This window comes from Endozoicomonas sp. 4G (assembly GCF_023822025.1).
Lineage (GTDB): Bacteria > Pseudomonadota > Gammaproteobacteria > Pseudomonadales > Endozoicomonadaceae > Endozoicomonas_A.
Genome location: NZ_CP082909.1, coordinates 2,553,969 through 2,568,318, shown reverse-complemented (window position 1 = coordinate 2,568,318; position 14,350 = coordinate 2,553,969). Strand labels below are relative to the sequence as shown.

Here is a 14,350-nt window from a genome sequence, read left to right as displayed (position 1 = left end):
CTTGAAACAACAGAACGTTCTAGGTGACCTGGACCAGCTGGATCGGCTTGAGCGGTTTGCCAACCTGATGGCCAGTGGCCGTTGCACCATTCCCAAAGAATTGCAGGACAATCCTGGTGATTGTTTGGCCGTTGCACTGCAAGCCATGGCCTGGCAAATGAACCCGTTTCAAGTGGCCCAGAAATCGTTCGTCATCAAGGGCAAGCTGGGCTATGAGGCACAGTTAGTAAACGCGGTCATCACCCGTCACGCCCCCATCCAGGGTCGGTTAGAATTCAAATTTTCAGCAGGCTGGGACAGTATCCTGGGTCGTTTCCGGATCGTCAGTGGGCAGCACGGCGACTACCCGGTACCCAACTGGAACCAGGATAACGAGATAGGCCTATGGTGTGAAGTCAGCGCCACCATGAAGGGCGAGGCCGAACCCCGCACCACCCGTGTCGAAATGGTCCAAGCCTACCCACGCCAGTCTACCCAGTGGGCTACTGACCCCAAGCAACAACTGGCCTACGTCACCGTCAAACGCTGGGCACGACTGCACTGCCCGGACATCATCCTGGGAATCTACACCCCGGATGAACTTCAGAACCGGGAGCCCATCGAAAAAGACATAACCCCCAAGGACCGCATCAACGCTAGGATTTCGGAAGGTCAAAAACCAGCCGCCCGCACGGACAGTGACTCACCGTCCGCAGGGGTAGTCATCGACCCAGCGGACGGAGACCCAGTGCCCACCCCCACAGTCAGTAACTCGCCGGTACATAGAGCACCTCAAGAGATCACCCCCAAAGAAGACACACACGATACTGTTGATAAGGGCGACGACCGCCTGTCGCGTGTGCGAAACATCCTGAGGGATCAAAAAGCAGTGCCAGTGCCGGAACCCACCGACCAGGACCGTGAAGCCCTGGCCATGGCCCTGGACAGAATCAAAAGCTGCAACACGCCAGACCAGCTGAAACAATGCGGACAGGATCTGGAGGGCGTGCTGCATCCCGATCTGGCCGATCAGGTCAGGGAGGCGTATAAGCAGCGGCAGGTGGAGTTGAAAGGGCAGCAGTGATGATTAATGGTGTCTTGGCTTGGATGTGTACGTTTATTTTCTGATTGAATGATCAGCATGGGTGGGTATCATGAATATGGCTTGCAACCACTGGGTTCGACTGAAAAAGTATTGCGAGTTAACGGGTGAGACTGAAAATACTTTGAAGAAAAAACGATCACATAATCAGCATGGGTGGGTATCATGAATATGGCTTGCAACCACTGGGTTCGACTGAAAAAGTATTGCGAGTTAACGGGTGAGACTGAAAATACTTTGAAGAAAAAACGATCAAAGGGTCAAATCATCGATGGCTATCATGCAAAACTTGCTGAAGATGGTGCCCTATGGGTAAACGTTGAAAGGATGTCTGAATGGGTAGAAAAGAGCAGTTACAAAAGGTGAGTTATCCTGGTGTCATAGCTAGAGGGAACTGCATTATGATTCAGTTCGTATGGCCAAAGGGTTCACAAAATCAGAAAAAGGTTACATTAAAAGGAATTGAAATTAATGATAAAAACTTAAAATATGCATATGGTCTGCTCACCACAGTAAAAAAAGAAATTGATCTGGGAGTGTTTGAATGGAGAAAACATTTTCCAGATCATAAACTTGCAAAAACAGAACTGAAGGCTCAGGCAGGCTACACAGTTCACCAGTTGCTTGAGGATTACCTGAAGGACTATGCGAAAGATTACAGAGAGTCTATCACTCTGGACAACTACACATACCGAACGCGGACGTTTCTGCAACCAAAATTTGGACACATCCCCGCAGACCATCTTACCGCAGCTCACATTGTTGACTGGGCTATCGAATCCGGAAAGAAGAATCGAACGACAGTAACACTTAAAAGTTACATTGCACCCTTAAGGTCAGCCTATAAATGGGCAAGATCTACAGCGATTCCCGCACTTAATACGACAATGTAAGTATTTTATTCAAATTCGTGCTCAGGAGTTAGCGGCCAGCAAAAACCCTGCACCCCAGGTACATTAACAAGTACTATTGTCCCCTGAAAACCTTGGCTACATTACTTTTCTATGAAGTGTTAATTTGAACCCTACCAGGCTTTATGCCATATATGAGCGCATCGAACAATTCATCCCAACCTTCGAGCATCCAGGACAGGAATACCCGTGTAATCACCTTCCATAGGTACGTTCGGACGCCCCTCGCTCGCTCCTTCAGCGCCTTTTTGAATTCCGGGCTGGCCATTTCCTGGATTTGATCAACCATGAAGGCCAGGAACGTCAGGTAAGCCAGGTTGGTTGCCAGGTGCTGCTTCCCGTGACCATAGTTGTGTTCAAGGCTGTAGCCTTGGTTTTTCAGGGTGTTAAACGTTTGGTTCTCGATGTGCCAGCGGCAACGACCTCCTCTCATGACAGCTTCAACGGTATCTTTGGTTAACTCAATATCTGTGACCCAGCACCAGGTGTGGCGTTTGCCTTCACTGTCTGTCTCCACGTAATCAAGGACATTGACATTTTGGGTCAACTTGGAGGCATTCAGCGGTACATCATTAGCGAAACGAAACCAGTGCCTGGTTCCTTGCTCTTCATCAATGATTTTATGATAACTGAGCTGTTCCTGGTCACACAGCGCATCCATCGCCTCGATAAGGGATTTGTGGTTGCCATCTTTAGCCACAATGATGAAGTGCCAGCCATAGCTCTTGATCAACTCAATAGTAGGATTGTCAGCAAAAAGCCCATCCAGGAGTATGACCAGTTTTAAATGAGGGTGCTCTCTCTTGACGTGCGCCAGGTAGCGCTTGATGGCATTCTGTTCGCAGTCATTCTTGTTGTCGCCGTCCTGTTGAACAATCGCCTCTGGGGCAAAGGGCATGACGACTTTTTGATCCGGGTGAACAATACAGCCGCCCAATAAGTTGTGGTAGTAAGCTTCATTGGGTTTCCCTTGTTTTTTACACAACACTCTTGGCATCGGCATTTACCTGAGTAGAAGAGGCCGGTGCCATCAACCGGCATCAGGTACCAGTCTTTCAAGTCACCACACTGGTACTCGAAGGCTTTAAGAAGCTTGTTACGCTGAATCAGGGAGAATAACTTCTTGAAGGGCTTGCGAAACTGTGCAGGCTCAATGGGATCAAGCACTTCTCTCATGCGTGTATCACAGGGTACTTTCTGATCTTGGACGTGATACATAGTCGCCAGGTTATGAAGAATAACCGGGTCGGCACGGTCAGAGTCAAAGGTCAGAAGGGAATCGTACTTCTGATGCATCATGGCAAAAGCGGATTTTGCAAAGTTGGGAAAGGGAATCCCATTAGGGCAATGGTTAGGCCGGTGATCTGGAATCTCATCAAGGCACTTGCAAACCTGATCGATTAGGTTTGCTGCGTTAAGGTGTTTGCTGACTTTGGGCATGGCTGTGATCACAAAAGTACGACAGTGTTTTCATGCCTTCAATATAGAGCTAAAAAGTCTGCGAAGTGTTTTTTTTTGAGTGCGCTGGAGGCTATGCGGCTCAAAGGCTTAAAAAAACAGCGGGAATTGCTGCAAGATCTAAAGGGCTTTTTAATAATAACCCGTTTACTGAATTTGAATGGCCAGAAGAAACCAAGGCAGTAAAACGGAAAAAAGCAAAAAAGCGTAAACAAAAGAGATTGGATGTATTTAGCAAGGAAGAGATCGAGACCCTGGTATCGCAATGCAAACGTGAACAAGAGGCCAATTTCATTCAGTTTGGGTTCTGGTCAGGACTCCGCCCTGAGGAACTGTTTGCGTTGCATTGGGAAGATATAGATTTTGTAAAAGGAACCGCATTTATCAGTCGTGCAAAAATATACAGGCGAGGATACAAGATCATAGATTACGAGGTAGATACGACAGAAGAATTGAAAGAGGTAAAGACAGGTGAGCTGGGAGAACGGGATCTGATCCTGTTACCCAAAGCTATTGAGGCTCTAAAGGCTCAGAAACAGTGGACAATGACCAGGAGATCATTTGTTTTCCATAACCCTTACTGGGATAAGCCATGGACTAACACTAATCAGCTGGCTAACCGCTTTAAGGAATGTTGTCTTCAGGCCGGTGTGAGGTATAGACGACCGTACATGATGCGACACACGTATGCCAGCATGATGCTAAAACACGGTGAAGACGAATCTTTTGTCGCCAGGCAGCTTGGCCACGTCGACACAACAATGGTTCGCAAGACGTATCGGGAGTTTATCCCTGACACTGGAACCAACAACGGCTATCAGTTCAGAAACGACTGGGAAAGCTATTCAGATCCTGACAACGTTGAGTCTGCAATGAGGTGATTCACCTGATTCAAGGTGAATCATTGTTGAATCACCTCTTTGCGCAACAGCCCTGTAAGCCTTGGGCTGACTGATTATTTAGGGTCTTAGTTTGTTCTTACTTTGTTCTTACTTTGTTCTTACTTTGAGGCAATGATAAACACCGTTATACACTAACTGGAAAATACCACGAAAATCCCCAGTATGCCGCAAACCCTTGCTATTACTGGGGTTTCCCTCGAATTTCAGGCAAAAAGAAACCCGTGCCTCTGGGGGAAGAGTACACGGGCTAAGACCATTAGGAGTGAAACATAGGTACACAATGCAAGTACCAAGGTCATTTTACTGACCGAGACTGATTGGACGTAGGGGGAAGTCGACCGAATCAGTACGTGTAATTATGGTGCAGAATCTAAATGCGTCCACTGAGTCATAAGATCAATTCGAAATAACTAGCTAATTTATTAAGTTCGATGGATTTTCTGTCTGTGACTGCAGTCGTCACGTGTCAGTTTAAGGTGTTTCTGTTATCGAGATTTTCTGAGCCTGAACCACTACTGAGCCCCATCTGTTGTAGCTCTTTCATCTTGTCAGGGGTGACGTAAAGGTCGCCTTCTTTACCTTCGAGGGCACCGTGGCCATGCCAGGGCAGCAATTTATAATCTGAGTGATGGGTGTAATCCAGGAAGGGGTACTTAATAATCTGGAAGTAGGGGGAATAGTCAAAATCACTCGGTGTGCACAGTTTGGGGTTACGCTGGAACAGTTGGACGCCTTTTTCTCCGTTCATCTTCACCAGAGGCAGAATGGGGAAGTGAATAAAACCGAATGCCTCGGCAATCATACTGGAGCAAACGGTTTTGGTTTCATCTCCGGGCGAATGTTGAAATAAACTGGAACGCCAGCGCCTGGGCATAATGGAATAGGGAAAGAAAAAGCGAGCCAGGTCCAGTACATGGCGCACGTTGTAGTCGAGGCCCAGACGGCTCGCAGCGTAGTGAATGACCTGCTGGCTATCGGAGTAGTTTAATCCATTGGGTCGACAAATTCTCAGGTGATCATTTTCATACCGGCTTAGAGGATGTACAACTGTACCAAAACCAAGTTCACTCTCAATGATGAGTTGATCATCCGGAGAGCCATTGTAAGATTCTTTAATGGTCTGTCGAATACGATTATCTTCTATATCATGCAGGCGGCCAACATACAGCATGGCATGGGACCATGGGCTCTGAGTAATCTGTTTGATGACATTGCTGACTCGGGACTTACCTTCAACGAGCACTACATCGCAGGGTTTGAGCTCGTGCCTGATTCTTTCGAAATCACAAAGAGGACGCTTGTCGTCTTCAGGCTGTTGCATGAGCCATTGAGTGAGTAAGCCAGCGAGTGATTTGAAGAGCTGCATGATTTTTCCCTGTTGGTCCTGATCTCAAACAGTCTTGAGCGCTTTTCCATAGCTTGAGTGCTTCACAATAAAGAGTAGCATCGGCCATATCTTTGATTGGATGATGGGTCGTTTCTGCTATTCATCCACTGTCCGCTAAAGATAAATCAGACGGCCTCCTTATTCAGACGATATAATGACTTTGTTGCGTTTATATTTCATCTAAGTGCTGGTGTGTCGCCAAAACAATGACAACAGGTAGAGGGGCCGAGTTATGAGCGATCAACCTATATCTCCCGGTAAGCTGGCTGAGAGCCTGAAGCCTCTTCAAAAACAGCGGGGTTTGCCTCCTGTGCATTTATGGAATCCCGGTTTCTGCGGGGATATAGACATGAAAATCTGTCGGAACGGTGGTTGGCTCTACATGGGGTCCCCCATCGCTCGAGAGTCCATGGTTAAACTGTTTTCTACGATTCTCAGGCATGACGATGATGGTTGCTTTTACCTGGTGACCCCGGTAGAAAAAGTCCGGATTCAGGTGGAAGATGCTCCCTTTGTAGCCGTATCCGTTGAAAGGAAAGGCGGAGGTCTGACGTTTACTACCAACATGGGCGATGAAGTGATTCTGGATCAGGAGCATCCTTTGTGGGTCAACGTTGATCCTTCGACGGGAGAGCCCTCACCCTACATTAGAGTCAGGGCACAGTTGGATGCCCTGATTCATCGGAATGTTTTCTATCAACTCATTGAGATGGCAGAAGACAAGGCCACGGAGCAGGGCATTGAGCTATTCATCAAGAGTCACGGTCAAACTTTCTCTATTGGTAGCGTGAGTACCTGACCTTAGTGTTCGCATAGGATGCATTGTGAAACTATAATCTTGTCGTACGACGTTGAATGTTTGTTATGCAGCTCATTCAGTGCAATGACATTATTCGGATAATACTTGCTATGTTTCCTGTTCAGATCAGTATTCGTCACCAATGGCTTGCTACGGGAGTAGCAACGAAACACCTGTCTGAGTATTTGGTTTGTGGGCGATACCTTAAGGCTCATTCATTCTCAGAAAAAGGGAGGGGTTAGATCAAGTTTTTATCAGTGTTTAATTTAAACGGTTCCATGCCATATTGCTGTAGGGCAGTTTGGCTGTTATCAGTTTTGCATGGTTTTTTATGCGGTGAGTAGTAATCAGGGTGGTTTTATGAAATTAATTGTCTACTTTCTAAATTGTCTGCTGTTACTTTCTTCGTTTTCTTTGTACGCAGACTCCTTTGTGTTCGATAATCCGGATGAATACACTATAAAAGTATCTGATGAATATTCATTGATATACGGTGGGCATGATAGAAATATTTATTTTGGTTTAAATCCAAAAACCTCTTACTATATAGTACGAGTCGATAAGTTTCCGACGCCTATAAATCTAATATTAAATAGCTCCTTAAATGAAAAGTACTATCACGGCGGTTGTAATTATAGCTTCTCACTGAGTAATAGAAATGGATGGGCTTTTGGTGGCGGTAATTATCCTTGCACAAAAGGTCAGGATAATTTAAAAAGTGATGCCCCTCTATTTATTGTCCGAAACGATTCTAATAATCCGGGAGATCCCACTAAACAAGGAGTCAATGTATATCCAGCTATTGCCGCAGTTAAAAACTCTTTTACTGCTGATACTCAACATGGATTTCTCTATCCTGGAAACTCCAGACCGATTACTGAAGACAATATTGTAGTCATAGATTTGTGTATAAAACGTGGTTCAAACATACAAATAGGATTTTTTGATCCTGGCACTGCTGGCTATATAGCCTGTGGAAATGATGTGATCCCTTATGCGGGTAAATATTTATTCATACTGACAAAAAGTAAAACCTGTATTATTGAAAAAATGTTAACTCAGTGAGGCGTGTAAGCGCTTTTAAAGCAGGCACTTACACGCTGGCAGCAGCACTCACATATTCGGGTAGTTGGGACCACCCGTACCCTCTGGAGCAACCCAGGTAATGTTCTGGGCGGGATCCTTGATGTCGCAGGTTTTACAGTGAACACAGTTCTGACTGTTGATCTGGAAGCGTTGCTCGCCAGAAGCTTCATCTTTGACAATTTCATAAACACCCGCCGGACAGTAACGCTGAGCCGGCTCATCGTATTTTGGCAGGTTGTCTTTCAGAGGAATCGAAACATCCGCCAGTTTCAGGTGGCAGGGCTGATCTTCTTCATGGTTGGTGTTAGACAGGAACACTGAGCTAAGACGATCAAAGCTTACGACACCATCCGGTTTTGGATAAGCGATTTTCTTGCTATCAGCCGCTGGCTGAAGCGTTGCATAGTCTGGTGTTTTGTCGTGCAGGGTAAACGGTAGCTTGCCACCAAAAATATTCTGGTCAACAAAGGCAAAGCCGGCACCGATAAAGTTGCCCCACTTATGCATGGCGGGTCCAAAGTTTCTTTGAGCCTGCAACTCCTTGCCCAACCAGGAATCGGCAAAGGCCTGAGCGTAAGAGGTAAGGTCTTCACCACCTTCAGAACCACTGCTGATGGCTTTGAAAACAGCTTCGGCAGCCAGTGTCCCGGACTTCATGGCCGTATGAGAGCCTTTGATTTTGGCTCCGTTCATGGTGCCTGCGTCACAGCCAATCAGAAGGCCACCGGCAAACGTCATTTTTGGCAGGGACTGAGGGCCGCCTTTGGTCAGAGCGCGGGCACCGTAAGAAACCCGTTTGCCACCTTCAAGGAATTTCCTGATGGTTGGGCTCTGTTTGTAACGCTGGAACTCTTCAAACGGACTGAGGTGAGGGTTGGAGTAGCTCAAGTCGGTAATCAGGCCCAGTACCACCTGGTTGTTTTCAATATGGTAAAGGAAGCCGCCGCCGGTTGAGCCACTTTCAGTGAGAGGCCAGCCCGCCGTGTGCACGACCAGGCCTTCAGAGTGGTTCTCTGGCGCAACATCCCAGAGTTCCTTGATGCCAATGCCATAATGCTGAGGGTCTTTACCTTCGTCCAGGTTAAAACGGTTGATAAGTTCTTTGCCCAGTTGGCCGCGGCAACCTTCTGAGAAAAGAGTGTATTTGGCGTGCAGCTCCATACCGGGCATGTAACTGTCTTTTTTCTCGCCACTGGCGGAAATGCCCATGTCGCCTGTGGCAACTCCTTTAACACTGTCGTCTTCGTTGAACAGGATTTCGTTGGCAGCAAACCCCGGGAACACTTCGACACCCAGGCTTTCTGCCTGTTCAGCCAGCCAGCGGCAGAGGTTGCCCAGGCTGATGATGTAATTACCTTCGTTGTGCATGGTTTTGGGGACAAAGGCATCCGGTACTTTTATGGCCTTTTCCTGAGAACTCAGCCAGTAGATATCGTCAGATACGACAGGGGTATGCAGCGGTGCACCTTTTTCTTTCCAGTCGGGGAACAGTTCGTTCAGGGCGGAGGGTTCGAAGACGGCGCCGGACAGGATGTGCGCGCCTACCTCAGATCCTTTCTCAACGACGCAGACAGAGAGTTCCTGACCTGCTTCCTGTGACAGTTGCATAAGACGACAGGCGGCCGATAAGCCGGATGGCCCGGCGCCTACAATGACCACGTCAAATGGCATAGACTCGCGTTCCAAGATAAATATCCTCCCGTACCGGGTTATCACATGGTGATTTTCATACTTTTCATACAATGTTCTTTTTGTTAACCAGCTTGCTATTTTAGCGGGCCGTCATAGTCAGAAGAATTCTCTGGTATGAAAATCAAACGATTGTTTGAATTTTTTCTGCATTATACTGGCTCATACGTAAATAACCAGTATTTACCGGTGTTTAACACCATAAGATCCCGCCGCCGGGGGGTATCGAGTGCTTTCTGATCATTACTGGCGATGAGTCTCTCTGGCGCAAATAGCGCAAGGCATCATAATAGCGGGTTGTGATGGTAGAAGGCACGGGTCAGATACATAGTTCGTTGCGCCTGGTTGATCCTCATCAATCTTAAACATAGGTTTGAACCCTTATTGACCTGCTGTTAGACTCCTCCCTCAGCAGCGCTGTGAAACAATGATAACAATTGATGCTCCGCGCGATGTTTTCGGAGATTTCATGCCTGCCTCACAACCAAGTATCCAGTCATAGTATAAATAAGGAAGGCTGCGAACCCATGAAAATACTTGTAGCCGTTAAGAGAGTCATTGACTATAACGTCAAGGTTCGTGTCAAGGCGGATCATAGTGATGTCGATCTGACGAACGTTAAAATGGCCATCAACCCTTTCTGTGAAATTGCTGTTGAAGAAGCAGTAAGACTGAAAGAAAAAGGTGTTGCCAGTGAAATTGTTGTTGTTTCCCTTGGTACCAAAGAGAGTCAGGAGCAGATACGCACCGCCCTGGCCCTGGGTGCTGACCGTGGTGTTCTGGTGCAAACCGATGAAAAGCCCGGTTCCCTGTCTGTTGCCAAACTGCTGAAAGCCATTGTTGATGAAGAAAAACCTGACCTGGTGATCCTGGGTAAGCAGGCCATTGACAGTGATAATAACCAGACCGGTCAGATGCTGGCGGCACTTGCAGGTATGCCGCAGGGTACTTTTGCCTCTGAACTGACCGTAGAAGAAGGTAAGGCCATTGTTACCCGTGAAGTTGACGGAGGTCTGCAAACCGTCTCCCTGTCACTGCCAGCCGTTGTGACCACCGACCTGCGTTTGAATGAGCCTCGCTACGCTTCTTTGCCTAACATCATGAAAGCCAAGCGCAAACCCCTGGACGTCAAAACGCCTGAAGAACTGGGCGTTGAAGTGATTTCCTCCCTGAACACCCTGAAAGTTGAGCCACCTGCCGAGCGCAGTGCCGGCATTCGTGTGGGCAGCGTTGACGAACTGATCGAAAAACTGAAAACAGAAGTGAAGGTAATCTAATGGCGATTCTCGTAGTTGCAGAACATGATAATGCAGCCTTGGGCGCAGCCACCCTGAATACTGTAGCGGCTGCCCGTCAAATAGGCGATGATGTTCATGTATTAGTGGCCGGCTCTGGCTGTGGTTCTGTTGCCGAAGCAGCAGCACAGGTTGAAGGTGTCAGCAAGGTTCGGGTAGCTGATAATGCTGCCTACGAACATCAGCTGGCAGAAAATGTCAGTCTGCTGGTGGCTGAACTGGGCAAAGGGTACAGCCACATCCTGAGTGCTGCCTGCACCAGCGGCAAAAACTATATGCCTCGCGTTGCTGCTCTGCTGGATGTTGATCAGATATCTGACATTGTTCGTATAGACAGTGCGGATACTTTTGCTCGTCCGATCTATGCCGGCAATGCCATTGCCACCGTTCAGTCAACAGCGGCTGTGAAAGTGATCACTGTTCGTAGTACTGGCTTTGATCCGGTAGCGGCTAATGGTGGTAACGCTGCTGTTGAACAACTGGACAGTGCCCACGATGCTGGCATCTCTTCCTTCGTTAGCGAGGAAATGGCGAAATCTGATCGTCCTGAGCTGGGCGGCGCAGAAATCGTAGTGTCAGGTGGACGTGGTATGGGGAATGGAGAAAACTTCGAGATTCTCTACAAACTGGCTGACAAGCTCGGTGCTGCGGTAGGGGCTTCTCGCGCTGCTGTTGATGCAGGCTTTGTACCCAACGATATGCAGGTCGGTCAGACCGGTAAGATTGTTGCTCCTAACCTGTACGTTGCTATCGGTATTTCCGGTGCGATTCAGCATCTGGCAGGCATGAAAGATTCTAAAGTGATTGTTGCCATCAATAAGGACGAAGAAGCGCCGATCTTCCAGGTAGCCGACTATGGTCTGGTAGCAGACCTCTTTGAAGCCGTACCGGAACTGGAAGGCAAGCTCTGATTTCAAGCTCTGATTTCAAGGTGTGGTATTGCTGCCATTCTTGTAGCAGAATAAGTCTGTTGCACACTGTTAACGTGTGCTCAGGCTTTTTTCTGAAAGTGATAAAATAGAGTGATTTACCATCAGGGATGTGTGAGGTGGATTAGGAAAATAACAACTATAAAAATGCAGGTTGGAGTGTGTCATGATTCGCGTACTGATTGCTGACGATCATGATCTGGTGAGAACGGGGCTGTCCCGTATGCTTTCAGATGTACAGGAATTAACCGTCGTCGGAGAGGCCAGCAGTGGGGAAGAGGCGATTGAAAAATGCCGTAGCCTGAGGCCACAGGTGGTACTGATGGATGTCCGTATGCCCGGTATTGGTGGTCTGGAAGCCACCCGCAGGATCGGTCGGTCATTTCCTGAAATTCAGGTGATTGCTGTAACCGTCTGCAACGATGAACTTTACCCCGCCAAACTGATGGAGGCCGGTGCGGCTGGATACGTGACCAAAGGTATCAGTATTGAAGAAATGGTCAGTACCATCAAAGCAGTGGTTCTTGGCAAGCGTTATATCAGTCCTGATATTGCTCAGCAAATGGCGTTGAAGTCCTTGCACCCGTCATCCGCTTCACCCTTTGAAAAACTGTCCAGTCGGGAAATGCAGATATGCCTGATGATTGTCAGTTGTGAAAAGGTGCAAATCATCTCAGACAAATTGTGTTTGAGTGCCAAAACGGTAAACAGTTACCGTTACCGTATTTTCGAAAAGCTACAAATAAACAGTGATGTGGAATTGACTCATCTGGCGATCCGGTATGGCCTGATTGAAGTAGGGCAGGATGTCGCTTCAATCTCATAGGATACTTTCTCATGAGCTACTTTGCGGTGCAGTTATCAGTAGGTATGAGTGCTTGTTTGTCAGTATACTGTCGTAAAGCAACTGACACTGTTTGTATTCAATGACTCAGGGTGAAGAAAAAGAGCGCTTCGATCACAAGGCTTTTCTAAAGCAGGCTCCCAGGCAACCGGGCGTCTATGATATGCGGGACAATTTGGGGAATACCCTTTATATCGGAAAGGCGAAAAACCTGAAAAATCGTCTGTCCAGTTATTTTCGTCCTACGGGTTTGACCACCAAAACCATGGCGCTGGTCAGTAAGATTCACAGCATAGAGGTTACCATCACCCGCTCGGAGTTGGAGGCCTTGTTGCTGGAACAAAATCTCATCAAAGACCGCAAGCCTCCTTATAACATTCTCCTCAGGGACGATAAATCCTACCCCTTTATTTACCTTTCAACAGAAGATGAGTTTCCCCGCATCGACTATCAGCGAGGTCGAAGTAAAAGCAAGAAAGGCGTATTTTTCGGACCTTATCCCAGCGGAGGCGCCGTGCGGGAAAGCCTGAACCTGCTGCAAAAAGTGTTCAAGGTCAGACAGTGCGAAAACAGCTATTTCCGCAATAGAAGCCGCCCCTGTCTCCAGCATCAAATTCATCGCTGTAAGGCTCCCTGTGTAAACCTGGTCAGCCCGGAAGAGTATCAACAGGATGTGCGGGATACACGACAATTTCTGGAAGGAAAGAGCCAGCAACTCATCCGTAATCTGATCAAAAGAATGGAGAAAGAGTCCGAGGCATTGAGGTTTGAAGAGGCTGCTGAAATTCGGGATCAGATCAATCAGCTCAGGCAGGTTCAGGAGCAACAGTCAGTCAATCGTGGTACGGGTGATGCTGATATCGTTGGTTACAGCAACCAAATGGGCAAGGTCTGTTTTGCGGTGCTGTTTGTTCGCAATGGTCAGCTCTTGGGGCATAAAAGCTACTTTCCGAATTTCAGGCTGGATCATCAGCCAGAAGAGCATCTTTCTGAATTTCTGGCCCAGTTTTATATCAAGCTTGCCCACAGTCGTAATTTCCCCTCTGAAATTATTCTGCCCATCGATTTCGATGATGGCCAGGTGCTTGAACAGGGAATCAGTCAGTTGTCGGGTAAACAGGTCAGCATCAAGCATCGGGTCAGGGGCGAGCGGCAGGACTGGTTGAAGCTGGCAGAGAAAAATGCGCAGCTCAGTCTTCGGGCTGAGCTGGCCGGTAAAACCCATCAACGTAAACGTACAGAGCAGCTGGGCAAACTGCTGAAACTGAAAGAACCGTTAACCCGGTTTGAATGTTTTGATATCAGTCATACCATGGGAGAGGCAACCGTTGCCTCCTGCGTCGTGTTTAACCAGGAAGGGCCAGATAAAAGCCAGTATCGACGTTTCAACATAGCAGGTATCAATCCCGGTGATGATTATGCAGCCATGAAGAAAGCCCTGCATAAGCGTTACAAAAGCCTGGCCGAGCATCCTGAAAGCACGCCTGGTCTGATCTTGATTGATGGTGGCAAGGGACAGTTGAGTATGGCGGAGGAGATCATGTACGAGTTGTCGCTCCAGCATATTCCCTTGTTGGGTGTTGCCAAAGGGGTTTCCAGAAAACCGGGTCTTGAAACACTGATCTATAAAGGCAGGGAACTGTCCACACTGGAAAAGGATGGGGCTCTGTTGCTGATTCAACATATACGGGACGAGGCGCACCGATTTGCCATTACCGGCCATCGACAAAAGCGCAGTATCGCCAGAAAACGCTCAACTCTGGAAGATATTCCGGGAGTTGGTGCTAAACGTCGCTCTGCATTGCTCAAGTTCTTTGGAGGTCGTCACGGCGTAATCAATGCACCTGTAGATGAGCTGGCAAAAGTCGAGGGGATAAGTCAGCACCTGGCGGAACAGATCCATGCTCATTTGCATGGATCGTAGATTCGGGTTTGTACTCTGTCTCCTGACTGTGTAACTTATGCGACA

Annotated in this window: 14 protein-coding genes; 10 read left to right on the top strand and 4 right to left on the bottom strand. The window is 47.8% G+C overall.

The features are described from left to right. Position 1: 1 nt before the first annotated feature. The 3 genes from K7B67_RS10020 to K7B67_RS10010 all read left to right on the top strand — a co-directional run bounded on the left by K7B67_RS10020 (position 2) and on the right by K7B67_RS10010 (position 1,974). On the top strand, positions 2-1,063 hold the full coding sequence (locus K7B67_RS10020) for a RecT family recombinase (protein ID WP_252180192.1): 1,062 nt from the start codon (positions 2-4) through the stop codon (positions 1,061-1,063). Positions 1,064-1,246: 183 nt separating this feature from the next. Beyond that, positions 1,247-1,447, top strand: coding sequence for a hypothetical protein (locus K7B67_RS10015; protein ID WP_252180191.1), 201 nt, complete (start codon positions 1,247-1,249; stop codon positions 1,445-1,447). Beyond that, the gene (locus K7B67_RS10010; protein WP_252180190.1) at positions 1,417-1,974 is read left to right on the top strand and encodes a DUF3596 domain-containing protein; all 558 of its coding nucleotides are present in this window, start codon (positions 1,417-1,419) and stop codon (positions 1,972-1,974) included. The genes K7B67_RS10015 and K7B67_RS10010 overlap by 31 nt, the downstream gene beginning before the upstream one ends. 109 nt (positions 1,975-2,083) lie before the next feature. Here K7B67_RS10010 and K7B67_RS10005 read toward each other — a convergent pair whose 3' ends face one another. Continuing rightward, positions 2,084-2,890 (bottom strand): transposase, encoded by an 807-nt coding sequence (locus K7B67_RS10005; RefSeq protein WP_252177781.1) that lies wholly within the window; start codon positions 2,888-2,890, stop codon positions 2,084-2,086. Next, positions 2,776-3,432: a hypothetical protein gene (locus tag K7B67_RS10000; protein ID WP_252177782.1), complete on the bottom strand. Its 657-nt coding sequence runs from the start codon at positions 3,430-3,432 to the stop codon at positions 2,776-2,778. Before K7B67_RS10000 ends, K7B67_RS10005 begins: the two co-directional genes overlap by 115 nt. A 65-nt stretch (positions 3,433-3,497) precedes the next feature. Here K7B67_RS10000 and K7B67_RS09995 point away from each other — a divergent pair, with 65 nt between their 5' ends. Continuing rightward, positions 3,498-4,331: a site-specific integrase gene (locus K7B67_RS09995; RefSeq protein WP_252180189.1), complete on the top strand. Its 834-nt coding sequence runs from the start codon at positions 3,498-3,500 to the stop codon at positions 4,329-4,331. Positions 4,332-4,818: 487 nt separating this feature from the next. On the opposite strand, the gene K7B67_RS09990 is transcribed toward K7B67_RS09995, so the two are convergent. Next, positions 4,819-5,718, bottom strand: coding sequence for a YiiX/YebB-like N1pC/P60 family cysteine hydrolase (locus tag K7B67_RS09990; protein WP_252180188.1), 900 nt, complete (start codon positions 5,716-5,718; stop codon positions 4,819-4,821). A gap of 253 nt (positions 5,719-5,971) precedes the next feature. On the opposite strand from K7B67_RS09990, the gene K7B67_RS09985 reads away from it, so the two are divergent. Both K7B67_RS09985 and K7B67_RS09980 read left to right on the top strand, forming a co-directional pair. Further along, complete coding sequence (locus K7B67_RS09985) at positions 5,972-6,538, top strand: DUF1285 domain-containing protein (RefSeq protein ID WP_252180187.1); 567 nt, start codon at positions 5,972-5,974, stop codon at positions 6,536-6,538. Between the two features lie 432 nt (positions 6,539-6,970). Continuing rightward, positions 6,971-7,603: a hypothetical protein gene (locus K7B67_RS09980; RefSeq protein WP_252180186.1), complete on the top strand. Its 633-nt coding sequence runs from the start codon at positions 6,971-6,973 to the stop codon at positions 7,601-7,603. Positions 7,604-7,651: 48 nt separating this feature from the next. Here the strand turns inward: K7B67_RS09980 and K7B67_RS09975 are convergent, their stop codons facing one another. Continuing rightward, complete coding sequence (locus K7B67_RS09975; RefSeq protein WP_252180185.1) at positions 7,652-9,295, bottom strand: electron transfer flavoprotein-ubiquinone oxidoreductase; 1,644 nt, start codon at positions 9,293-9,295, stop codon at positions 7,652-7,654. A gap of 545 nt (positions 9,296-9,840) precedes the next feature. Here K7B67_RS09975 and K7B67_RS09970 point away from each other — a divergent pair. From K7B67_RS09970 to uvrC, 4 genes are all read left to right on the top strand, one after another. Then, complete coding sequence (locus K7B67_RS09970) at positions 9,841-10,590, top strand: electron transfer flavoprotein subunit beta/FixA family protein (RefSeq protein ID WP_252180184.1); 750 nt, start codon at positions 9,841-9,843, stop codon at positions 10,588-10,590. Next, positions 10,590-11,519, top strand: coding sequence for an FAD-binding protein (locus K7B67_RS09965; RefSeq protein ID WP_252180183.1), 930 nt, complete (start codon positions 10,590-10,592; stop codon positions 11,517-11,519). The genes K7B67_RS09970 and K7B67_RS09965 overlap by 1 nt, the downstream gene beginning before the upstream one ends. Before the next feature lie 184 nt (positions 11,520-11,703). Further along, positions 11,704-12,363 (top strand): UvrY/SirA/GacA family response regulator transcription factor, encoded by a 660-nt coding sequence (gene uvrY, locus K7B67_RS09960; RefSeq protein WP_252180182.1) that lies wholly within the window; start codon positions 11,704-11,706, stop codon positions 12,361-12,363. Between the two features lie 100 nt (positions 12,364-12,463). Further along, positions 12,464-14,305 carry an excinuclease ABC subunit UvrC gene (gene uvrC, locus K7B67_RS09955; RefSeq protein WP_252180181.1) on the top strand — a complete coding sequence of 614 codons (1,842 nt, stop codon included), beginning with the start codon at positions 12,464-12,466 and terminating at the stop codon, positions 14,303-14,305. Positions 14,306-14,350: the final 45 nt, after the last annotated feature.

Bases quoted from the DNA above. Each gene is read 5' to 3' on its own strand.
- K7B67_RS10015 (WP_252180191.1), top strand. From the start codon at position 1,247: ATGAATATGGCTTGCAACCACTGGGTTCGACTGAAAAAGTATTGCGAG.
- K7B67_RS10010 (WP_252180190.1), top strand. From the start codon at position 1,417: ATGGGTAGAAAAGAGCAGTTACAAAAGGTGAGTTATCCTGGTGTCATA.
- K7B67_RS10005 (WP_252177781.1), bottom strand. From the start codon at position 2,890: ATGCCCTTTGCCCCAGAGGCGATTGTTCAACAGGACGGCGACAACAAG.
- K7B67_RS10000 (WP_252177782.1), bottom strand. From the start codon at position 3,432: ATGCCCAAAGTCAGCAAACACCTTAACGCAGCAAACCTAATCGATCAG.
- K7B67_RS09990 (WP_252180188.1), bottom strand. From the start codon at position 5,718: ATGCAGCTCTTCAAATCACTCGCTGGCTTACTCACTCAATGGCTCATG.
- K7B67_RS09985 (WP_252180187.1), top strand. From the start codon at position 5,972: ATGAGCGATCAACCTATATCTCCCGGTAAGCTGGCTGAGAGCCTGAAG.
- K7B67_RS09975 (WP_252180185.1), bottom strand. From the start codon at position 9,295: ATGCCATTTGACGTGGTCATTGTAGGCGCCGGGCCATCCGGCTTATCG.
- K7B67_RS09970 (WP_252180184.1), top strand. From the start codon at position 9,841: ATGAAAATACTTGTAGCCGTTAAGAGAGTCATTGACTATAACGTCAAG.
- K7B67_RS09965 (WP_252180183.1), top strand. From the start codon at position 10,590: ATGGCGATTCTCGTAGTTGCAGAACATGATAATGCAGCCTTGGGCGCA.
- uvrY (WP_252180182.1), top strand. From the start codon at position 11,704: ATGATTCGCGTACTGATTGCTGACGATCATGATCTGGTGAGAACGGGG.
- uvrC (WP_252180181.1), top strand. From the start codon at position 12,464: ATGACTCAGGGTGAAGAAAAAGAGCGCTTCGATCACAAGGCTTTTCTA.